This window comes from Bacteroides sp. GM023 (assembly GCF_014750685.1).
Lineage (GTDB): Bacteria > Bacteroidota > Bacteroidia > Bacteroidales > Bacteroidaceae > Bacteroides.
On record NZ_JAAXGE010000019.1, the window covers coordinates 54,150 to 75,753 of the forward strand.

General features: G+C 39.9%; 18 protein-coding genes and 1 pseudogene. 9 read left to right on the forward strand and 10 right to left on the reverse strand.

Annotation, left to right across the window (positions count from 1 at the left end):
* Positions 1–67: 67 nt before the first annotated feature.
* The 4 genes from HC965_RS25130 to HC965_RS25145 all read right to left on the reverse strand — a co-directional run bounded on the left by HC965_RS25130 (position 68) and on the right by HC965_RS25145 (position 9,204).
* Positions 68–3,934, reverse strand: coding sequence for a family 78 glycoside hydrolase catalytic domain (locus HC965_RS25130; RefSeq protein WP_191034033.1), 3,867 nt, complete (start codon positions 3,932–3,934; stop codon positions 68–70).
* A 64-nt stretch (positions 3,935–3,998) separates the two neighbouring features.
* Positions 3,999–5,468, reverse strand: a complete 1,470-nt coding sequence (locus HC965_RS25135) for a glycoside hydrolase family 140 protein (protein WP_191034034.1) — start codon at positions 5,466–5,468, stop codon at positions 3,999–4,001.
* 52 nt (positions 5,469–5,520) lie between these two features.
* On the reverse strand, positions 5,521–6,723 hold the full coding sequence (locus HC965_RS25140; RefSeq protein WP_191034035.1) for a glycoside hydrolase family 105 protein: 1,203 nt from the start codon (positions 6,721–6,723) through the stop codon (positions 5,521–5,523).
* A gap of 12 nt (positions 6,724–6,735) precedes the next feature.
* Entirely contained in the window at positions 6,736–9,204 is a 2,469-nt protein-coding gene (locus HC965_RS25145; protein ID WP_191034059.1) for a glycoside hydrolase N-terminal domain-containing protein, read from the reverse strand.
* Positions 9,205–9,318: 114 nt separating this feature from the next.
* Here HC965_RS25145 and HC965_RS25150 point away from each other — a divergent pair, with 114 nt between their 5' ends.
* The gene (locus HC965_RS25150) at positions 9,319–10,110 is read left to right on the forward strand and encodes a head GIN domain-containing protein (protein WP_191034036.1); all 792 of its coding nucleotides are present in this window, start codon (positions 9,319–9,321) and stop codon (positions 10,108–10,110) included.
* A gap of 342 nt (positions 10,111–10,452) precedes the next feature.
* Positions 10,453–12,120: a helix-turn-helix domain-containing protein gene (locus HC965_RS25155; RefSeq protein ID WP_191034037.1), complete on the forward strand. Its 1,668-nt coding sequence runs from the start codon at positions 10,453–10,455 to the stop codon at positions 12,118–12,120.
* Positions 12,121–12,237: 117 nt separating this feature from the next.
* Here the strand turns inward: HC965_RS25155 and HC965_RS25160 are convergent, their stop codons facing one another.
* A complete protein-coding gene (locus HC965_RS25160) occupies positions 12,238–13,113 on the reverse strand; it encodes an AraC family transcriptional regulator (RefSeq protein WP_191034038.1) in 876 nt (291 codons plus the stop codon).
* A gap of 208 nt (positions 13,114–13,321) precedes the next feature.
* Between HC965_RS25160 and HC965_RS25165 the strand changes: the two genes are divergently transcribed.
* The gene (locus HC965_RS25165) at positions 13,322–13,627 is read left to right on the forward strand and encodes a hypothetical protein (RefSeq protein WP_191034039.1); all 306 of its coding nucleotides are present in this window, start codon (positions 13,322–13,324) and stop codon (positions 13,625–13,627) included.
* Between the two features lie 101 nt (positions 13,628–13,728).
* Here the strand turns inward: HC965_RS25165 and HC965_RS25170 are convergent, their stop codons facing one another.
* Positions 13,729–14,640: a DUF5655 domain-containing protein gene (locus tag HC965_RS25170; protein ID WP_191034040.1), complete on the reverse strand. Its 912-nt coding sequence runs from the start codon at positions 14,638–14,640 to the stop codon at positions 13,729–13,731.
* Positions 14,641–14,829: 189 nt separating this feature from the next.
* On the opposite strand from HC965_RS25170, the gene HC965_RS25175 reads away from it, so the two are divergent.
* The 5 genes from HC965_RS25175 (at position 14,830) to HC965_RS25195 (ending at position 18,061) form a co-directional block, all read left to right on the forward strand.
* Positions 14,830–15,054, forward strand: a complete 225-nt coding sequence (locus HC965_RS25175; protein ID WP_191034041.1) for a hypothetical protein — start codon at positions 14,830–14,832, stop codon at positions 15,052–15,054.
* A 557-nt stretch (positions 15,055–15,611) separates the two neighbouring features.
* Positions 15,612–15,827 carry an Arm DNA-binding domain-containing protein gene (locus tag HC965_RS25180; RefSeq protein ID WP_191034042.1) on the forward strand — a complete coding sequence of 72 codons (216 nt, stop codon included), beginning with the start codon at positions 15,612–15,614 and terminating at the stop codon, positions 15,825–15,827.
* Positions 15,828–15,871: 44 nt separating this feature from the next.
* Positions 15,872–16,840: a site-specific integrase gene (locus HC965_RS25185; protein WP_191034043.1), complete on the forward strand. Its 969-nt coding sequence runs from the start codon at positions 15,872–15,874 to the stop codon at positions 16,838–16,840.
* A 7-nt stretch (positions 16,841–16,847) separates the two neighbouring features.
* A complete protein-coding gene (locus tag HC965_RS25190) occupies positions 16,848–17,765 on the forward strand; it encodes a site-specific integrase (RefSeq protein WP_191034044.1) in 918 nt (305 codons plus the stop codon).
* A 38-nt stretch (positions 17,766–17,803) separates the two neighbouring features.
* Complete coding sequence (locus HC965_RS25195) at positions 17,804–18,061, forward strand: tyrosine-type recombinase/integrase (protein ID WP_191034045.1); 258 nt, start codon at positions 17,804–17,806, stop codon at positions 18,059–18,061.
* Positions 18,062–18,159: 98 nt separating this feature from the next.
* On the opposite strand, the gene HC965_RS25200 is transcribed toward HC965_RS25195, so the two are convergent.
* Complete coding sequence (locus HC965_RS25200) at positions 18,160–18,831, reverse strand: RelA/SpoT domain-containing protein (RefSeq protein ID WP_191034046.1); 672 nt, start codon at positions 18,829–18,831, stop codon at positions 18,160–18,162.
* 6 nt (positions 18,832–18,837) lie between these two features.
* Positions 18,838–19,938 carry a ParA family protein gene (locus HC965_RS25205; RefSeq protein WP_191034047.1) on the reverse strand — a complete coding sequence of 367 codons (1,101 nt, stop codon included), beginning with the start codon at positions 19,936–19,938 and terminating at the stop codon, positions 18,838–18,840.
* A 168-nt stretch (positions 19,939–20,106) separates the two neighbouring features.
* Between HC965_RS25205 and HC965_RS26735 the strand changes: the two genes are divergently transcribed.
* Positions 20,107–20,277 carry a hypothetical protein gene (locus HC965_RS26735; protein WP_223855025.1) on the forward strand — a complete coding sequence of 57 codons (171 nt, stop codon included), beginning with the start codon at positions 20,107–20,109 and terminating at the stop codon, positions 20,275–20,277.
* Here the strand turns inward: HC965_RS26735 and HC965_RS25210 are convergent.
* Positions 20,259–20,663 carry a GNAT family N-acetyltransferase gene (locus HC965_RS25210; RefSeq protein WP_191034048.1) on the reverse strand — a complete coding sequence of 135 codons (405 nt, stop codon included), beginning with the start codon at positions 20,661–20,663 and terminating at the stop codon, positions 20,259–20,261. The two genes, HC965_RS26735 and HC965_RS25210, sit on opposite strands and share 19 nt — an antisense overlap.
* A pseudogene (locus tag HC965_RS25215) lies at positions 20,660–21,600 on the reverse strand (DUF5712 family protein). The gene HC965_RS25210 and the pseudogene HC965_RS25215 overlap by 4 nt, the downstream one beginning before the upstream one ends.
* Positions 21,601–21,604: the final 4 nt, after the last annotated feature.

Here is a 21,604-nt window from a genome sequence, read left to right on the forward strand (position 1 = left end):
ATAACAAAACGACCGCTCGTTTCTGTTAAAACGGGCGGTCGATTTTATTCAAATGACAGTTCGAATCTTAAAAGCTCTTTGGGTCTATTTCTGCATATTTGACTCGTTGGCGACGCCAGGTATAAACAGCATGTAGTTTCCCGTCCTTCCCCTGAATAATACTCGGATAAGAATATTGGCTGATTGGGCTGTCTTCCAATGTGAGAACAGGCTTCCAACTGATTCCATCTTCTGATACAGCTAGGCAGAGCGGAGTACGAGGCCCTTTCGGAGTTCCGGGTAGCGTAGAGAAGTTGTTATAGATAAGCACATGTCTGCCATCTTTCATAGTCACAGCATCTGTTCCTGAATTATTATTCGGAACATCCAGCAATGTAACTTTGCTCCATGTATCTCCGTTATCGCTGCTCCAGGCAGTCGCTATCTGTGCGTTACGTGTACGGCAAAGCACTTGCAATCTTCCGTCCCTATGCTTCAGAATACTGGGTTGTATGGCATAAATCGGTTTTGCGCCTTCTTCTTTGATAGCTTCTCCACCTTCCTGGTCATCTGTATTTATCCCTCCCTTTTTACGGTTTTGAGTAGGTACGGATAATTCTGCATCCAACGGGTCTACCATCCTCCAGGTTTTACCCTTGTCATCGGAAATCTCAAAGTGAACACGCCAGCCATTACTGCCTTCCGTACTGGAAGGACAGATAATACGTCCGTTGATATATTCCGGTTTATTCTTGATAGGACCTAGAAAACCTTTCGGCAGAGGTTCGCGTTTGCTCCATGTCTTTCCACCGTCACGTGAACGAACCAACCAGCCTGTCCAGTCACTTACTTTCAGACCTATTTTGTAGAACAGAATCAAGTCACCACCGGGAACCTGAAAAAGTACCGGATTCCAGCAGGCTTTCCGACGGGCAATCAGTTTTCCCTTTGCATCCTTTACAGGTGTACAGGTAGAGTCAATTCCCGCTAAAATAGCTTGTGAATCTTTGAGTGAAAATACCCCGTCAGCAGCAAGTTGGGGGGCGGTCCATTCTTTAGCGCCTTTCGGCTTGCGGCATACCCATATACAACAGTCGGGATTACGCTCTTTCGTTCCACCGAAGAAGGAAGCAACAAGGTCGCCGTTCTTTGTCTCTACAATAGTAGCTCCATGACATTCGGGAAAAGAAGCCTTTTCGTATAGAAATTCATCACTTAGAATAGCTGTATTCTTAGTCGGTATATCCACGCTGAAATGATATTTTCCTGAGCCTATTTTCTCTTTTCGGCCATCCGGCAAATGTACTTCTCCTGTTGTATTTGCAGGAAGCTCAATATCCCATTCCAGATGCATGGGCGTTTTGCTCCATCGGCTGGTTATTTTTCCGTAGATACTCATATAAGACGCATCCACTTTACCCAATTCTTGAACTTCAAAAGCCGGTTGGAAAACAATATGTTTATAACCGGATTTCCAACGGTCTGCCCGAATACCTGCGAGATTATTGAAACACCAGGGTAATAAGTCCCCTAAAAGCATCACGTGGTTACCACTATTCATTTCAGGATTTGCCGTATCACCGTTCCATAATTCCCAAATAGTAGTAGCGCCTTTTTCAACCATGTATCCCCAGGAAGGATATGTGTTGTTAGTAGCAAGCAAGTAAGCTACATCGGCATGCCCGCGACGGCTTAATTCGCGCAACAACCATTGTACACCTATTACTCCGGTGCTGATATGTCCTTTGTTAGTTGTAATGATCGAGGTAACGGCATTCTTGGCTACTTCCTTGATGTGATTTTTAGGAACCAAACCGAAAGCAAGCGGCAGAATATTTGCAGTAACCGTATTATTTCCATAGTAGATACTATCCGGATATAGCGTATGTCCCGGAACGGGGGAAGTTCCCTCTTTTATATGCAGGAAACGGGCATTGAATGCATCTTTCATACGATGTTCCAAGTCTTCCCACTCTTCCGCATCCTCTTTCAGCCCTTGCAGACTTGCAAAACGATGCATCAGTTGCAGCACTTTCAGATAATAGGCAGTAGCGATTAACGAACCGTCTGTTTTGCGGGAAGGGTCTTTACTATGAATCAGTTCCAATGATTCGGGCGGAACACACCAGTCACCATATTTGTCTTTGGTAATGATAAATTCCTCTGTCATGTAGTATTCACGAATATGGGACACCCACTTCTTGATAGCCGGATAATTCGTTTCTATCGGACGTTTGTCTCCGAAATTGGTGAAAAGCATATCACATGCCATAGGTAAGGCAGTAGGCCAGGTCACATTGTCCGAGTAATAGTTCCAGTAAGCCGGAGCTACATCGGGAATACAGCCATCCTCACGTTGTGCTTCGCAGATGTCACGTGCCCATTTGGTGTACATGGCATGATTATCGAAAAGCATACTTTCTCCCCAACAACCCATAGTGCGGTCGCCTAGCCAGGGCTGACGTTCATTACGTTGCGGACAGTCTACCGGCATACCTTTATAATTGCTCCGGATTCCCCAAAATGCGTTACGGACAATCTTATTCAGCGTCTCATCGGAACAACTGAAAGAACCCGTATGTTCCATTTCATCTTCTACAACTTCAGCCACGAAATCTTCCGCCTTTGCGTCAGGATAATTGCTGACTTCTACATAGCGGAAACCATGATAAATAAAACGGGGTGCCCAGGTAGCATCTTTACCTTCCCGTCCGTTTACAATGTATACATCTGTAGAACGGGCGTCACGCAGATTCCTGGTATAGAGTTCTCCATTGGCCTGCAAGGTTTCTGCGAAGCGGAGACGAATACTATCACCTGTCTGCCCTTTTATATGGAAACGTACCCAGCCTGCCATATTCTGACCGAAGTCCAGGATATATTTATCACCCAGCTTTTTGATAGAAACAGGCTTCAATGTTTCCATTACTTTCATACCCGGCATCATTTGGGCGCGTAATGTGCCCGAAGGAATACTTACCCGTTGTGCCGGCATCCAGTTCTTGTCATCATATCCGTTTTGCGTCCAGTTTCCCAGTTCTTTGCGGGCATCATATTCTTCACCGTCATATTCGTTGTTGCTACGAATAGGACCTTCGGTAGTCAATTTCCATGAAGTGTTTGTAGAAATTGTTTCTTTGCTGCCATCCGTATATTCAACAATCAGATTCAGACGAAGTTTGGGATAACCGAATGTTGGTATCTTGTATGGTTTGTAATTCTGACGCATCGTATAGAAACGACCGTTTCCCAAAGTAACGCCAATGGCGTTCTCTTTCTGAAGTTGCGAAGTAACATCGTAGGTATTATACAGAATTGTTTTCCGGTAATCGGTAGGAGCGGGCGCCAATACCTGGTTACCGATACGCTGTCCGTTGATAAACAATTCGTAAAGTCCCATTCCGGCAATGTGTATCGTTGCACGTTTCACTCCTTTGTTTAAAGCAAATTCTTTGCGAAGGTAACGGGCTGCCAGGCGACTCCATTGAGTCTCACTATCACCGGGCGCGGCACGGTCCAAACCAATCCACTGACCTTGCCAGTCTGCTTCGTTTAGTAATCCCATGCTCCAGGAAGCCGGAGCACTCCAGTCTGCTTCACCCTTATTGGTATATGCTTTCACTTTCCAGTAATAGGGAGCATTGCGCTTTAAGGACTTTCCCTGATAAGTGATCCATTGGGAAGCGTCGGACTCTATTTTTCCCGAATCCCAAATATCCCCTTTTCCTTGTGCCAATAGATCGGGAGAAGATGCAACAAGAATGTGATACGCTGTTTGCATCACATTCTGTTCTCCTGATTCGATACGCCAACCTAGACGTGGCTGGCGTACATCGATACCTATCGGATTCTTTAGCTGCTCTACTCGCAGGTCGGTTATGCCTATGGCTGCATGTAGCGAACCTGCAAAGAACAGAAGAGAAAATATAGATAATATAAATATTCTTTTATTCATGAGCGTTGATTATATAAAGAGAGTGGCTACTAACTTTATGTAGCTAATTTGTACCGAATGGAAACTAGGATCCGGCACCTTGCCGGTGCGGGTCGGGAAGTTCCGTCCAGTCCTTGTTCAGATAATCTTTACTGCTGTCTACAACAATCAGGACATGATCGTTTCCGCTGCAATAACCGCTATCATGCTGGAATTTGTGCACACCATTATCAAACTCACCGATATATTCCAGTTTGCCGTCTTTCGTTGTGTACCACCAGGCATTCTTCTTTGCACCGCTGATTTTACTGAAATCAACTTCCATCGGACGTCCGGTATAATTATATACCATCAGATAATCATTACCACGTGTAGCGATGGCACGGTCGTAACGCTCTCCGTTCTGACCTGCGATAATGGACTGATCCGGCACACGTTCAAAGAATGGGAAAGTCAGCATCAGATTCTTCAGATATTTCATTTGATTATAACCGGGATCGTTCAAAGCATCATACCAGGGTTTCTTTGCTCCGTAAGCACCACCTACACCCGGTTTGATAAACTGCATGATGGAGTTGTGTCCATACGTATGTCCGAAAGAGCCTGCGAAGACAGACCAATACGCATAGCGACGTACATCATAATCCTTCCATAACAATTCATTTTCGTCATGCAGGCCATGAGGAATTTCTTCATAGATAGGTTCTCCGTCGATAACAGGTTTCATCGGTTTCATAGCCATACTGCGTTCAACGAAACGCCAGTTGTCTTCTTCCGTATTCTCTTCGATAGGATAGTCACCGTCTCCGAAACGTTGCCCGTAACGACGGTGTCCGCTTTGGAACATATTGAAATCCAGCCAAGGGGCATCATTGAACCAGGTTGCCGAGGTCGTTCTGCCACGTGGATGGAAAGTCATCAGGTGATTTTTGTCAATTGCCTTGATAGAGGTTGCCAGTGCTTCCCATTCGGCTGTTTTCACATCACCGCGAATATCCCCGCCGATAAACCAAATGATATTCGGTTCGTCTTTATAACGTTCTGCCAGGAACTTGCCGTAAGCTTTCGCTTGTTCCACGGTCATTTCGCCACGGTTCACAGGGCTTCCCCATATGCAGACCATACCAATATACATACCTTTTCTGGCTGCGGTACGAATGATATAATCCATGTGATCCCAATAACCATATACACCTTTCTGATTGATATTCTTAAAGTTATATCCGTCTATCATGGAATATTGTCCGTAGATATTCATGGATGGCACATTATTCAAAGTCTGAACCTGGATAACATTATATCCGCGACGTTTGCATTGCTCCAGATAATATTCAGCTTCATCGCGATTCAACCGTTCGGGAAGCAACCATCCTGTTTCTCCGAGCCAAAAGAAAGGAGTGCCGTTTTCGTGTTTCAAATAACGTCCCTCTTCGGAAACTACGAGTTTGCCGTTGTTCCAGGGAATATACGTTTTCTGTGTTTTCTTTTGTGCTGCCACAGAAGTGCTCAAGCTCAACAGTAGCAGTAAAAAAGGAATGATTCTTAGTTTACTCATTGTATCTTATTGTTTTAAATTGTTTTCTTAATTGCCTTGCTGGGTAAGTCGATTATCTATCGGACATTTTCTCAAACTCAATAGCGGCCAGGATAAATGAACCGACTGATTTCGGGTCATTCTCGATAACCGGTTCACTGATATAATATTCAAATGATCCGTCGCGGTATCTTTTAGAATCTCCGCCCAGTCCGGCTACGGCACAGCAATTAGTGATGGTATAACTTCCGTCTTCTTCAAGGCGGGTGAAATTCTTAGTCATGCCGTCGAAAGCCTTTTGCACAGGTTCGATATATTCGTTTCCGATATATCCTTTGTTGATAGCTTTGGCGAGTGTATAGATAAACAGGGCAGTTGCCGAAGATTCCAGGTAATTTCCTTCGCGTGCACCCTGGTCAGTCACCTGAAACCAGGTACCGGATTGAGGATCCTGATATTTTACAATAGCTTTGGACAGCCCTTGCAGGATTTGTATGACACTGTCGCGTCCGGCAGTGTCCTGTGGAAGATAATCCAGCACATCTACGATGGCAGCACCATACCATCCGATACTACGGCTCCAAAAGTTAGGAGAGCATCCCGTTTCGGGATTCGCCCATTTCTGTTCACGGCTTTCGTCCCATCCGTGATAGTAAAGTCCGGTAGTCGGGTCGTACGTTTTACGGGCAATCAGAAGTATTTGTTTTACAGCTTCGTTAAATAAAGCCGATTCTTGGAAAGTAGCGCCATATTGCACCAAATAAGGAGAAGCCATAAAGATACCGTCCAGCCACATCTGATGGGTATATTTCAGTTTGTGCCAAAATCCACCTTCGCTGGTTCGTGGCTGTTCTGCCATTTGCTTGCGTAGTGTATCCATCGCTATTTTGTAGCGTTCATCTCCTGTCTTTGCATAAAGGTCGAAAAGAATCTTTCCACCGTTGACATTATCAATGTTGAAAGAAAGGTACTTCATTGTTTTTATATGTCCGTCGGCATCGATCAGGCTGTCTGCATAGATTTTGGCATAATCATAATATGCACTGTCACCTGTGTGTTTCCATTCCTCGAGCATTGACTTTACGACAAGTCCATGCGTATATCCCCAACGCGGCTTCTTGGCTTTTTCAATCATCCAAGGTTCCGGGAAACGTTTCATTTCGGAGCGTGCCATCCGTTCGCTCCATTTCTCTGTTTCTACTTTCTTGGTGGTTGTACAGGCAATGAAGCAGACAACTCCGCAAGCAATAATCAGCTTTAATAAATTTCGATTCATATAGTTGAGTTTTTATTTTCCAATCAGAATATATTCTTGTCCCGCTTTTGTAGGCAGATCATACAAATAAGTTTTTGTCAGTTCTACTTTATTCAATTTTGCTTTTTCGTTAATCAACGGTCGGGCAATATCGGGTACTGCAAAGAGAGGATTCGGATTTTCCCCTTTCGCACGTTTCAAGCCTTTACCTGTCAGTGGGTTGAGTGAACGAAGTCGGCAATTACCCCCTTTATGGGATTTTACAATCAGACGGTCTACTTTTCCATCTTTCCAGTTGAGGCTTAGTTCGAAGCCGCCACGGGCAATGATTCCTTTCACTGAGCCTTCTTTCCAAAGGCTGGGAAGGGCAGGGAGCAAATAGATAAATCCGTCATAACTCTGCATCAACATTTCAGCTATACCTGCCGCACAACCGAAGTTACCATCAATCTGAAAGGGTGGGTGTGCGTCAAATAAGTTAGGATATGTGCCGCCTTTTTTCTTCTCGTTGCGTACAAGAGTCAATTGGTCTGTTATCAGTTTATAAGCGTGATCGCCATCGAGCAGGCGTGCCCAAAGGCAAACCTTCCATCCCATACTCCAACCGGTAGACGGATCTCCACGATGAATGAGTGAAGTGCGTGCGGCATCGAATAATTCCGGTGTACGATAAGGAGAAATTTGATTGCTGGGGAATAATCCGTAAAGGTGAGAAACATGACGATGCACGTCGTTCGGATCGTCCCAGTCGAACATCCATTCTTGTAATTGTCCCCAATGTCCTATTTGCATAGGAGCCATTTCTTTTAGTCTTTGTGTCAGGTGAGTGGCGAACTCCTGATCGGTATCTAATATTTGGGATGCTGAAATAATAGCCGTCCAAAGGTCAAAAATTAACTGATTATCCATTGTGCATCCTGCGGCTGTCGTTGCTTTCCCATTACTGCCTGAATGTACATTTTCCGGTGAATTGCTAGGACAAACTACCAGCCAGTTGTGTGCCGGTTCCTTTACCATAATTTCATCAAAGAAACGACCGGATTCTTTCAGTATAGGATAGACAGAACGTAGAAACTCAACGTCTCCGGTATATAGGTAGCGTTCCCATAAATGACGGCAAAGCCATGCTCCGCCACTAGGCCACATACCTGAAGGAGCTTTATCGAGTGCTCCTGTAATGCGCCATATGTCCGTATTATGATGTAATACCCAACCATTGGCTCCATACATGATTTTAGCAGTTTCTTTACCTGTCTCACTGACTTCTTTTATCAGGCGGAAAAGAGGTTCATTCAGCTCGCTCAGATTAGCAACTTCTGATGGCCAGTAATTCATTTCCAAATTGATATTGCATGTATATTTGCTATCCCAGGAAGGGAACAATTTGTCGTTCCAAATACCTTGTAAATTGGCGGGTTGTCCGCCGGGTTGTGAAGAACAAATCAGCAGATAACGTCCGAACTGAAAGTAAGTGGCAACCAAATGAGCATCATTTGTTTCCTTGAAATTCTCGACACGTTTATCGGTTGTTACATTTTTATATTGATCTTCGCCCAAATTCAAAGATACCCTGTTCAGATATTGACGATAGAAATCAGTATGACTTTTCTTTGCTTCCGCAAACGAACGCGTCATTGCCTTAGACAGATAATCTTTAGCCCGTTCAGTCTGATTGCCTGTAATATCCAGATAATTATTGAAGTTGGTAGCAATAGATACATAAACAATGGCTTCGTCAGCTCCTTCAACGGAGAGAACTCCATCTGTACAAGCTATTTTTCCACCCTTATTTTGTGCACTCAACCGTCCCTGAAATTCCACTTTCCCTTTAAGTCCTTCATGCCAGGAAGATACACCTGAAAGTGTGACGCAATTTCCTTCTTCAGAAGAAATCATAACATCTTGATGAGGAGAAGTTAATTGGGCATTGAAGGTAATCTGCCCCGGACGACTAGCTGTCAGTCTGACCATTACCACTTGGTCAGTAAATGAAGTGATTGTCTCACGCTGATATTGCACCCCGTCTACCTCATAACGTACGATAGCACGCGCTGAATCCAAACTCAGCTCCCGATAATAATTGGCATAACGGGTATGTCCGGGGAAAGCAATTCGTAAATCACCGAAACTTTGGTAAGGCATTCCCGAATTTGTTTTTGCCATCACTTTCTCCGTAGCAAGGGTTTGTGCTTCCAGATACTTTCCGGCAAAAACAAGTTCGCGTACTTTCGGAATAAATTCCAGTGCGTTCGGGTTTGCGTTGTTGTTGGGGCGTCCTGCCCAAATGGTTTCTTCGTTTAGTTGTATTTGTTCTGTTCCCGGTGTCCCATATACCATAGCTCCCAAACGGCCGTTTCCTAAAGGCAAAGCCTCTGTCCATACTTGTGCAGGACGGTCGTACCATAACTTGTATTCCTGTGCAGAAATATTCGTTTCTTGCGCATGAATACTGCCTATGGACATCAGGACAAACATATATCCGAGCAATCTCTTTTTATTCATTTCCATCTAACTGCTTTTATACTTTTATAAAAGGACGATTAAATGGGAATTTTGTACCCAATATATAGATAAAAGAAGTATATTTGTCAGTAGAATAATTAACAAAAAGACATTATGAAGAATTTGAAAGCTACGTCTATGTTGGCAGCGCTTTTATTTCTGTTCGTAGCAGGGATACAAGCACAAACCGTTACTCCGAGTAAGAAGTACATCACGAAGGAAGTAAAAAATGTGAGTAATTTTAGTGCTATTAAGGTGTTAGGCAGCCCGGATGTCGAGTATAGTCAAAGCAAAGGTTCCGGTACAACCGTTTCTATATACGGATCGGACAATCTGGTCGATTTACTGGAAGTGTCTACGGTAAATGGCGTGCTTCTGGTAAATATAAAGAATGGCGTTAAGATTCTTAGTGGTGAACGTCGGTTGAAAGTGATTGCTTCTTCTCCTTCGTTGAATGAGGTAGAGATAAAAGGTTCGGCAGATGTGCATCTGAAAGGCACGGTTAAGGGAGCTGATATGCAGTTGAGTGTGATTGGTTCGGGAGATCTTGATGCGGAGAATCTACAATATACCAATGTGTCTGTCTGGGTAAAGGGTAGTGGAGATATTAATCTGAAAAATGTAAAAGCAACGAGTGTAGATGTTCAGGTGAAAGGTTCCGGAGATGTAGATATTAAAGGTTCCACACAGCGTGCCGAACTATTGGTTAGTGGCTCCGGTGATATTTCTGCTGATAAGTTGACTGCTACTGAAGTGGTTGCCACTGTTGCAGGTTCAGGCGATATCTCCTGCCATGCTTCAAAACAATTGGATGCAAAAGTAAGTGGTAGCGGTGATATTGACTATAAAGGAAGTCCTTCTATCGTGAATAAACAAGGTAGAAAAAGTCAGATTTCAGGTAAATAAGAAACTGCCTGATATTAATAGAAAGCGGGTGAATGTGTAATATATTACGCATTCACCCGCTTTTGTGTATCCAATAATGGAGTTGAATTATTATACAGTAAATATAACTTATGGTATAGTTTATCATCGAATAGCCTCCCAATTTTGTGAAAATACCTTTTAGTGTATAAGTAACAAACGTCATTGTTACCATTTTTGAGAGAAACCACCCATTCTTTTTGTCTGAAACCACCTCATCTATGGTGGTTGAAAGGTCTATACTTGCGTCGGATTTTGGCATGCTGAACGATTGTTAGGCGTGTTTTGTTGAAGGTGTAAATATTAATTAAATCCGATATTAGCATGAATTATTGTTTTCTGAATTTGTTATTAAGCTTTCAAGCTTTGCTCCCTTTAGATGGTGGAGTCAATTTGTTAGGATATGTAGCCCCTGTGGGAAGTTTTGGTGTCGGGCTGTTCATTGTTCTATTTGCATATCTTGTTGTAGAGTATAATATTCAGTTGTTATCCCATGAAAAATTTAAGATTGCCATCAATATACTTCATACCACGCACACACCGTTGATATTACTACGCAACCAGTTGGAAGAGCTTAAAACCGGAAATCTTCCTGAACCTATCTCTCAGAAAATAGAAGAAGCATTGGGATATACTGAATCTATAATATACTGTAACCAGAATGTTGCGACGCTCGGCAAAGTCAATGGGAAAATTAAACCCAAGACATCAACCGTTAATTTGGAACTCTCCACTTACATCACTTCCATTGTTAATCGCTGTCGTCCTTATGCCAATTCCCGCCAAATACGGTTGACGGTCAATGAATGTTCGGATTGCGTCAGTTGCAAGATAAACGAAAGTATCATGACCGCTGCGCTCCAACATCTTTTAAACAGGATGATTCTGATAACGGGGTCGGGCAGTTGTATATCAATTAATATAACACGTATAATGAATACCTGGAATTTGCAGATAAGTAACTGCGAAGCAGAAGGGAAAGGAACAGAGAAAATGTTCCCGTTTATTCCTGTCATGTTTCCCATGTACGGATATAGTGACCTGTGGACTGTCAGAAAAATCATCCGCCTACATGGTGGCAGAATAACCGGTTATGGACATGGCAAAGCTGTTACCTTTCAAATATCTATTCCTACAGAGTGCCACTGCCAAAATAAGGAATGTCCGGTCATGAAACAATCTTCAGCAAGCAAGAAGGGCAATCCCCAACCAAAGGATACTCCTAACATCTTATTAGTAATGACAGACAAACTATTCAGTAATTATCTGAAGAAATCCCTGTCGAGATATTTTCAAGTTTCAGTTCTTGAAGATCCGGGTCAAGTAATGAATACTGCCATTCGTCAAAATCCTGATGCAATCATTATTGATGATAATGTAAACGGTGTAAGCGGTGATTCACTCTGTTTTCAAATCAAGGCCAACAAGTCCATTGGGAATATGCCGGTTGTGCTTCTGACGAGATCTTTTGATAACGAAAGTTATCTGTCTCATTTAGGAAGCGGAGCTGACCGGCTTGAACTACGGGCAGAAAGTATTTGCAAACTTAGGGCAGACATACGTATGCTTATAGAAAACCATATGATTTTACGTGAACGAATAAAACTGTTTTTGTCGGATGTCATTCCTCCGATATCTCCCATGAAAGCGGAAACAAAAAATGAAAACCAGATATTTATGGATAATGTCAATGAAATATTAGAGAGAAATCTTGCTACAGAAAAATATACGATAGATAGACTCAGTGCCGACGTAGGTATGAGCCGAACCGCCTTTTACAGTAAAATGAAAGAAATTATCGGACGGACACCGGAAGACTATGTCTATGCATACAAAATGGAAAAGGCGCTAAAATTACTGGCTTCCCAACAGTTTAGCATTTCAGAGATTGCATATATGCTGGGATATTGTGACAGCAAATATTTTGGGAAGAAATTTAAAGGTTTCTATCATATATGTCCTACTGATTATATAAAGAAGATTGTAGGATAAAAAGACGTATTTACCATATTCTTGTATAGTTAGATTGGAATGTATTTAATCTAACTATACATTGATATAAAATGTGTATTTGGTTGATATTAAGTATTCATAATCAGTAAATTCAATCTATTCTCTGAATTCCGCAGGTAAATACCCCGTTTGCCGTTTAAAGAATTTCACGAAATAGGATGGGTCTTCAAATCCCAGGTAGAAAGCTATCTCCTTAATTTTTAAATCAGAATGAAGGAGTTGCCGCTTGGCTTCCAGTATTATTCGTTCGTTGATAATCTTTAAAGGAGTACTATGAGAACTTTCATAGACGTAATTAGTTAATGATTTGGTGGATACATTCAAACGACTGGCATATTCTTTTACAGTATGCATCTGTCTGTAATGATGTTCCAATATTTGTCGAAATCGTACAAAAGTACGGTTGGAAGAATTATTAATGCACAGAGGAATACCAGTTCCTCTTTCACCTGTACGTTGCACATATATCAAGAACATTTTTACTAAATATTTCAAGTAGTCCTTGTGTGCAAAAGCTTTTATATTTTCTGTTTCTACTTTCATTTCTTCAGCAATATATTCAAGTCGTCGGGTATCTTTGGGCATTATCTTATAATATGGCACTGCGTCAAAAGCATTAAATACATTGTACTTGAGAAATACATTCTCACTACTTCCTTCGTCTGAAAGGAAACTTTCATTGAAGTGTATGATGATCCCTTTTGAACAATGATTATCATCGAAATAGTGTATTTGTCCGGGTGAGATGAAAAATAAGGTGTTATCCGTAATTGGATATTCCTTAAAATCGACATAATGAACGCCCGTACCCTGTTGAAACCATATAATCTGATAAAATGTATGTATATGAGCCTTTTGAGGAGCATCTCCGTTGTTGTGGAAGAAGTCCGGCATCTCCATTATATCGAATTGTATTTCGTCAGGAGTTTCCTTTTCTAAATCATATTGGGTAAAAACAGTGTTCCGTGTCATATCATTCTATAATTTATAGAGTACAAAGATAGTATGTTACCTGTTCTTTGCAATGGTAAAAAGAAGATATTCAATGGTAAATATGGGAAAGCAATTTTTAATCAGGAATACATATTCCCAATTTTACCATATATTTTCTCTAATGCACATTGAACGGCAGTCTGAATGACTCTAACTTTGCAGTGTTAATTAAAAAATAAAGAAAATTATGGCAACAGAAAAAAAAGCAGGTGCTTTCTTGGAAATCACAATGAAAGTAAGTGAAAAAGACAGAGCCGCTGCAGCGGGAGTGTATACAAAGTATCGTCAACCCTTCTTGGATACAATTGCAGGTGCAGTCAGCAAACAATTGCTAGTACGAGAAGATGATGTTCAGGTGCTCCATGGTTTTGCATCTATAGCAGAAGCAGAAGGATATTTAAAATCTGATTTGTTTAATCAAGATGTCGTTGTAGAACTGAAACCGTTCTTTCAGGCAGCACCGGAAATCGGAATTTATAGTGTAGTTGGTTAAAAACTAAAGAATGTAAGTAAATACAGGCAGAAAGAACATAATTCTTTCTGCCTGTTTACGTATGAAAGACTATTGGACTATGTTACAATAATTAACCATATTTATTTGATCGCTTGCTTCACAAGGCTCATGATGTATTCTAAATATTTAGTATCCGAAATCTTTAGTTCATAGTCTCCATTGCCAAAATGTCCAACAGTTGAAATATCCCTTGTTAATTGCTTACTATCTTCTAAATGTCCTTTGGCTACATTTATAATAAGCTTTATTCCATTTTTCTGGATTTCAAGTGCACAAATATGGTTGTTGGCTTTTTTGAATGAAATATACCACTTTTGTGGTTTAACTTCTATTTCTGTATTCAAATTAAGAATTGCATTCTTATAACTCTCGTATAATTCTACTACATCGTCAGATTTTCCTATTAATAAATTTTCCTCGGAATACTCTTTTATTTTCTCCGTCACTTCTTTATATTCCGGGTTATTTTGCATCACAGTTTTAATGCTTACTGATGCATGACTTTTGCGAATGGGGGTGATGGATACACTATCATTCTCATAACGCTTCACTTCCCATAGCTCAATGGATAAATCTTTGAAATTGACGGCTTCGCGTTGGTTAGGTGTGAATCCTTGTGAAACAAATACTACTTTAGTCTGCGACCAGTCCACATCATTCCGTTTCAAGTTCCCTACTTGTGTTTCATTATATTCCAGAATAAAATCAGCTTGATTTTGCAGCATTAGGCTTAGGTAAGTGAACCCTTGATCTATGACACTTGAGTTTCTTTCCCTTTTATATTCAATGATAACAAAAGCCTTCGACTGAGGATCAAAGGCAAGCGTATCAATACGGCGGTCTTTGATCGTAAATTCGGACTTAATCATTTTAAGTCCCATAATTTGAGACATATTCGTTTCAAACATTCGTTGAATATCTCTTTCCAATTTAAAAGGTTTTTCCTTTATTTCAGAAAAGACGCCTGAAGTATTATATTTGTAAAGTGCCATAATTTTATTTTGAATTGTTTATTGCTGTAAAGGTAAGGATTCTTTTGATATTACTATTTCATCTATCCCTCAAAACAACTTAAGAGTTACAAAAAAGTATCGTTTTTTGAAAAGGTGTATCGCAAAATGGGACAGCCAGACACTACTTTTGCATTGAGAAATAGTTCTCACCGATTAAAATGTTTAATTATGCCACTTTGGAAAATTTCAGCTAAGAACAATTGGAATTGGGGTGTAGGTAAACAACTTGTAAAAGGAATGTTCATTGAACTATCCACTCCTAGTACTTCTAATCCATTGGGACAAACTAAGTATTTAGATGTGATTGCGAAAGCATTCAATACGAAGTACTCTACCAATTTTGATAAATCAAAGATGAGTTCTTCATATTTGATATCAGAGAAGATTGGTTAAAAGGAAAAAACATACGTATTTTGATAGGAATATTGTATGCTTTCTCTTTTTCACATCCATGGATAAATAGTCTACAACTATTTATAGATGAGGTGGCACGCTAGAGGAGAATTTCCAGGATTTTATTCACGTCATTTTCAGTAATACCTATTTTCGGATTAGTTAATATCAAATGTGATTGCTGGTGAGAAAGAAACGACTGTTTATCATTTAGAATTGCGTATTTGAGCTCTTCATAGTAGAAGCCCTTTCTTTTGAACCATTCATCAATCTCTTTCCCGTTGATGTATCGAACTGAGCACACCGTCAAAATCGAGAAAAAGATATTTATTTTTCATTAGATAACGATGTTTCTACAAATGATACTATTTGTTCTATCTTCTCAAGTGGATTTTGGCCTTTCAATTTTGCAAATGAAAGATGTATTCGATTTTCGTATTTTTGTATATCATATGCCCGCTGGAATCCAAACGAACTTCTCATCTTGTTTATAACTGCTTCCATTCTTCAAGTAACTCACTTAAGCAATAATTTTGCAACTAATTAAAAGTGAGCACATGAAAGAAGAATTAAAGGTGCTATTCTACCTCAAAAAGAATCAAGTAAAAGCCAATGGTTTATGTTCCATAATGGGGCTTATCACCATCGGGCAGTCGATGGCACAATTTTCCGCAAAGATTGAAGCCGAGCCATCAAAATGGGATGCCAAAGTAGGACGAATGACTGGAAAGAGCAACCACGCCTTGCAAGTAAACCGTCAAAAATCAATCTAAGCATTCACGCCCGTTACAAAGAGTATCTAACTAATCGGGGAAGTGTGACAGCTGGAGAACTGAAAAACGCATTTCAAGGTATCGCCTCCACACATGAAACCTTACTGAAAGTATTTGCGGAACACAACGAGGTCTACGGTAAGCGTGTCGGAATAGACAGGGTGAAAAGAACCTACAAGGGCTATTGTAACGCTTACAGTCATTTGGCTGATTTCCTGCAAAAGAAATACCATGTTCGGGATATGTCATTTAATCAACTCACATTCTCTTTTATAGAAGCCTATGACTTCTATCTACGGGTGGATTTGAAAATGAAACCGAATACTATATTGGGATATATTATCCCATTCAGAAAAATAGTCCGTATTGCTTTCAACAAAGGATTTATTGCCCGTGATCCATTTACGGAGTACAAACCTGAACGTGGACAGAGTGAACACCGTACCCTAACGAGCGAGGAACTGCAAAAGATAATGAACGCTACGTTTGACTCCCCGAACCGTACACTTATCCGTGATTTGTTTGTTTTCTCCTCTTTCTGTGGATTAGCATTTGCCGACCTGCGGAGATTAACCGAAAATGAACTTATTACAACTGAGGACGGGAAACAATGGATTGTCATGGCACGAAAAAAGACGGGTACAATTTCCCGTATCAGGTTGTTGGATATACCACTGCAAATCATTGAGAAGTACAAAAAGGATAGATTTTGTGAAAGAATATTCAATGTTCCCGGATATTCAACTGTTGATATTAACCTCAAACGTATTGCCGAAATATGTGGAATAAACAAGACGCTAACCTATCATCAAAGCCGTCATACATTCGCTTCGGTGGTGTGTCTTTCGCACGGTGTACCCATCGAAACAGTTAGCAGAATGTTGGGACACAAGGATATACATACTACACAGATTTATGCGACCGTTTCCACCCAAAAGATAAGTGACGATATGAAAAAGCTATCGGAACGGATGACAGGAAAGTTCCCTTTTGTTAAGTCTCAAAACCAATAATAACACCATGCGTAGCACTTTCAAATACCTATTTTATATCAATAGGAACAAAGTAAAAAAGAACGGGCTTTGTCCCGTAATGGGGCGTGTGACTTTGGACGGGGAAATCGCCCAATTCAGCACAGGGTTGGAAACCAATCCCGATTTGTGGGACGCCAAAACGGGACGTTCAACGGGGAGAACGACATACGAAGCAGGTGTGAATAGAGAACTAAGAAGCCTTTCAGCTTCCATTGAGAAGCACTACACCTGTATCGTAGAGAAAGATGGCTATGTCACAGCCGAACGGGTTAAAAATGCAGTTATGAATATAGCCCAAGAACATACCACGCTACTAAAGGAATTGGACGAAGCAACCGAAGAAATACGAAAAAGCATAGGCATAAACCATACAATTGCTACCTATCGGTCATATGTAAATGCCCATCTGAACCTATCCCGCTTTATTCGTGATAAATACGGCAAAAGTGATATGCCATTTTCAAGTCTGGAATATTCATTTATTGAAGATTACGATATGTATCTGAAAATAGACCATAAAATGGCAACGGGCAGTGTGATGCAACATATTATCTTTCTCAGGAAGTTAGTAAAACGAGCCATGAACAAAGGAATTATATCACGTAATCCATTTTTCGGTTATGTGCCCGACCAGCCTAAAACAACCCGCAAGTGGTTGTCCTGTGAAGAAATAGAAAAGGTAATGACTACCCCAATAGAGCATCCGAGCGTGGCATTTGTAAGAGATATGTTTGTCTTTGGACGTTGGACTGGCTTATCGTACACGGACATCAAAAATTTGCAGGATATAAACATCGTTACAGATAGCGAGGGCAGTCAATGGATAGATATTAAACGACAAAAAACAGGTAATAGGTCACTGATTCCATTGTTGGATATTCCAAAGGAAATTATCAGGAAGTAGGTACTGGCGAAAAAGGAAAGGTGTTTAAAATGTTATGTATGAACGTTGTTTGTCAATATACTAAACGTATCGGCAAACTTTGTGGGTTGGCTCAGAAGCTCACCTTCCATCAAAGCCGCCATAGCTTTGGAACATCTATTTGCCTGACACAAGGCGTTCCAATAGAAACACTTAGCCAAATGATGGGACACCGTAATATAAAAACTACTCAGATTTATGCGGAGATTACAGGGGCGAAAATAGAGGAAGACATGAAACGCTTGTCCGAAAAACTAAAAAATAATTATCATTTATAATTTTACGGGAGGGTAAAATACTTGAGGGCAAATAGGGCTTTGAGAATCTCTATTTGCCTTCTATAATAATTAATATAACCATTATAAATATATATATTTTACCTCGCTAAATGTTCTTTGTGTGATCTAAAAATAGAATCAGCTAATCGAGTTCCTGTTGAAACTAGTTTTGATAAAACTCTCAACTGTTCTTTGCAAGCGATACTCTCTGTTGGATGTGGATAATTAATAGTATGGTCTATCTCTCCCCATATTTCTTCAAAAAGTGTTCTAACTTGGATCTCACAACAAATGGCGTTTTTATTATTGGGCTTAACTAGATAATGAATACTAGTGTAATATGTGTCACGCAGTTCTGTTTCTAAATTTAGACCCTCGTAAAATTTTACTGTTTCTGGATCCCAAGTATATGCTTTAGGTTGTTCAACAAAAATCCAATCTCCACTTTCTATTTTTTCCATTATGGCATTATGAATAGTGGGAAATTGATCTTGATATAGATGTAGAACTCTAACTCCAATAAAGTCTGTAATTTCATTAAAAACATTCTCTTCCGTTATTAGCTTTCCTTTCTCTAGTTTTCGTAATAGCTTATCTTTTAAATGTGTAGGGTCTTTTAGCCTAGACTTAATAGAATGAATTATAGGTGATTGGCTAAGATTCAAATTTGGATGTTTCTGAAAGAAAACTAAAACACCTGCTAAAAATTGCTCATATTCAAATTGTTTAGCGACATACGCATCGACAGCTTTATCAATATCAGAGTTCATATACACTTAGTTTAGAGTATTGATACGTTCAATAAAGCTATCAGAGAATTCAATATATTTGTCTCTTGTAGCTTCGTATATTTTTCTATTCCCCATAATTGTTCCTTTATCTTCTGCATCAAGATTTGGACATGAAGGAATCTCCCATATTGGAAGTTTATACTTTTGTGCCATATTTGGGAGTGTGTTATGTGAATGCATAACGGCAGTTCCACCCATCGGATTTCTTGCTTGCTCCTGTGATAAATGTCCTCTAACATCAATATCTATGCATTGTTCTATAATTGCAGGGATTTCTTGTGCATAGTTATAATGAGCAAGTGCTAAATCCCATGGAGAATTGCCGGAATATTTTTTTGCATTATAAATTGTATAACCCAAAAATCTCACAAAGTTTTCAGGGAATCTTAATCTCTTATCTTCAGATATTAATCCATATATAGTATTAAATTCTTTTTTCCAATTAGTCAATGCATTACCTATATTTCGGATTCCGTACGATGAAAACATATCTGGAAGAGCTGGGATTATAAAACCATCAACCATAGAAATTATTACTTTATTCAAAGCTCCTAAACTTGGTGAGGTATCAATAATGATAAAATCGTAATTATTAATAGAAGAATAATTTTCTGCAACTTCTCGGATTTTTGTAATCGTCCTTATTGAAAGAGGATCTCCCGAATATGCACCACTCCATCTTTCGGAAATTTTATTCTCATATTGGTAAACCGTAAGCCTTCCCGGTATTAAGTCCAAATTATTTCTAACAGGATAAACCGGTGGTAGATTAGATAGATCTCCTTGTCCGTCTTCTGTTGGTTTTAATAAAAAATGAATAGTTCTTGTTCTAGAAAGAATATCAGAAAATTCTTCTTGGGGTTTACTCTGTTTTGCGGCTTCAAAGTCATCTATAAACAAGTCTTCTTCACGCCATATTTCGTGAAGTAATTCCTCATTCATCCCACAAATTGTTAAGTTACACTGTGGATCTAAGTCAATCATTAAAACCTTATATCCTCTCTCTGCCAAGATATTCGATAGGTGAAAAGCTAAAGTCGATTTTCCTACTCCGCCTTTATTGTTAAAAAGTGAAACAACTTTCATATTTTATGTATTTTATTATTTATCAGCAAATTAAATGCATAAAGCTATTTTACAGTAGATGTACAGAAAACAGTCAAAGTATATATAGATACAAAGTTACTAAATATTTGAATGCAAACAAAGTACATGTAATATTTTTCCTTTTTTTCTCTGATAAACATTACCCATATGGAGAGAATAAATAAGGCAACACTTTTTGGAAATTTACTCTTTCGAGGTACGAAAAAGGAAGAAATTTTCAAAAACCGCTTGCGGCTCGGTGTTGCCGTTTTATTCTTGGAATATACCTTTGTGTTCAGAGAAATAAAGGAATTATTAAATTATTCCATTGAAAAATAAGATGTTAGATTGTTTACAGTTGTGGAATAGTTTTCATCATCTATTGAATTGAAACCTAACTTCTTGGCGAAAGCCCCGCTTTTCATGTTGGCACATTCAATTCCGATGTACCTGAATCCATACTTTATGGCTATTTTTGTCAAGAACCGGAGAAAGTGCGTACCGTGTCCTATTCGCTCTTTGCTGAATCCCCATCGGGCAATGATATGACAATCAGGTGGAAATAGGCTTTCAACCTTTCTGATACGCAAGTACAGATCTATACGGCTGTTTCTTTGGGTGGTGATAACATTGTCTATCGTTAGGCTGACAAGCGATTTATGATACTTGAAACGCTCCATCAGGTAGCGGTCTATATCGGCTCTTAGTTCCTCATATTCAATCATCGTCTAATCCCTTTCTTCTTTTTCTTTTTGAGTTTCTTTGCCTGTGATTCCTCTGCCGATGTTGCATCATAATGATTACTATCTCCCAATGAGAAGATAGATAATAGAGAATCACCACCACTGTTATTTTGCTGATTGTAAGACTGTCTATTGTCTGCCTTGCTATCAAGATTGCAAGAAATCATGTTTTCTTTTTCACCGGATTGGAATATCACTTTTTTATTTTCGCCAGTAGAATATTGTTTTGGCTCTTTCAACTCCTGCTCCTGCATTTTTAATTTATCGTCTATACTACCATTCTTCATGGTATTGGCATACTCAAAGGATTCTGATATTGGCGGTCGTAGCTGAATAGCTTATCAAAGCCCTGTTCCGCTTGTTGGAATAGGTTCACACGGTCAAAGCCACCTGTTATTACTCCGTTTTTGGTGTTTTTGTGATTAGTAAGCGGTGACAGTTTCTTTTTATTCGATTGGTCTTTACGGCTCACAATCAAATGGCAGTGCATATTCAGTTTGTTGTCTGAACGGCTACGGTCAAAATGAATCTTTCCGTAAAACTTTATATCTGCTTCGGATAGCCCTTTGTTGAAGTTCTTAGCATATTCAGGAATGAATACTTCCCTGATATATCGTTTCATCGCTTCCGCTTTCTCCTGCTCGGTGTTCCCCATTATCCGAAGTTCGCTTTCCGATGGGCTGACATGGATAGCGAAAAACTTAGCATCCGTTTTCAGTAATTGCCCGATATTGCTGTCTATATCCTTAATCACCTTTGATTTGTAGATATTATCATCTATCAGGTCGAAAAAGCCATCGGTATAGATTCCTTTCTCCATCCGCTCCAAATCCTCATGCTCCATGTAGGAGACTAACTGTCGGCTACTTCCTGCATTGTTATATGTTCCGCCCGATAGTGGGGCAAAATCTATGTGCATGGTT

Bases quoted from the DNA above. Each gene is read 5' to 3' on its own strand.
- HC965_RS26735 (WP_223855025.1), top strand. From the start codon at position 20,107: ATGGAGAGAATAAATAAGGCAACACTTTTTGGAAATTTACTCTTTCGA.
- HC965_RS25210 (WP_191034048.1), bottom strand. From the start codon at position 20,663: ATGATTGAATATGAGGAACTAAGAGCCGATATAGACCGCTACCTGATG.
- HC965_RS25205 (WP_191034047.1), bottom strand. From the start codon at position 19,938: ATGAAAGTTGTTTCACTTTTTAACAATAAAGGCGGAGTAGGAAAATCG.
- HC965_RS25170 (WP_191034040.1), bottom strand. From the start codon at position 14,640: ATGGCACTTTACAAATATAATACTTCAGGCGTCTTTTCTGAAATAAAG.
- HC965_RS25135 (WP_191034034.1), bottom strand. From the start codon at position 5,468: ATGAGTAAACTAAGAATCATTCCTTTTTTACTGCTACTGTTGAGCTTG.
- HC965_RS25145 (WP_191034059.1), bottom strand. From the start codon at position 9,204: ATGAATAAAAAGAGATTGCTCGGATATATGTTTGTCCTGATGTCCATA.
- HC965_RS25150 (WP_191034036.1), top strand. From the start codon at position 9,319: ATGAAGAATTTGAAAGCTACGTCTATGTTGGCAGCGCTTTTATTTCTG.
- HC965_RS25190 (WP_191034044.1), top strand. From the start codon at position 16,848: ATGCGTAGCACTTTCAAATACCTATTTTATATCAATAGGAACAAAGTA.
- HC965_RS25180 (WP_191034042.1), top strand. From the start codon at position 15,612: ATGAAAGAAGAATTAAAGGTGCTATTCTACCTCAAAAAGAATCAAGTA.
- HC965_RS25175 (WP_191034041.1), top strand. From the start codon at position 14,830: ATGCCACTTTGGAAAATTTCAGCTAAGAACAATTGGAATTGGGGTGTA.
- HC965_RS25155 (WP_191034037.1), top strand. From the start codon at position 10,453: ATGAATTATTGTTTTCTGAATTTGTTATTAAGCTTTCAAGCTTTGCTC.
- HC965_RS25140 (WP_191034035.1), bottom strand. From the start codon at position 6,723: ATGAATCGAAATTTATTAAAGCTGATTATTGCTTGCGGAGTTGTCTGC.
- HC965_RS25130 (WP_191034033.1), bottom strand. From the start codon at position 3,934: ATGAATAAAAGAATATTTATATTATCTATATTTTCTCTTCTGTTCTTT.
- HC965_RS25165 (WP_191034039.1), top strand. From the start codon at position 13,322: ATGGCAACAGAAAAAAAAGCAGGTGCTTTCTTGGAAATCACAATGAAA.
- HC965_RS25160 (WP_191034038.1), bottom strand. From the start codon at position 13,113: ATGACACGGAACACTGTTTTTACCCAATATGATTTAGAAAAGGAAACT.
- HC965_RS25195 (WP_191034045.1), top strand. From the start codon at position 17,804: ATGAACGTTGTTTGTCAATATACTAAACGTATCGGCAAACTTTGTGGG.
- HC965_RS25200 (WP_191034046.1), bottom strand. From the start codon at position 18,831: ATGAACTCTGATATTGATAAAGCTGTCGATGCGTATGTCGCTAAACAA.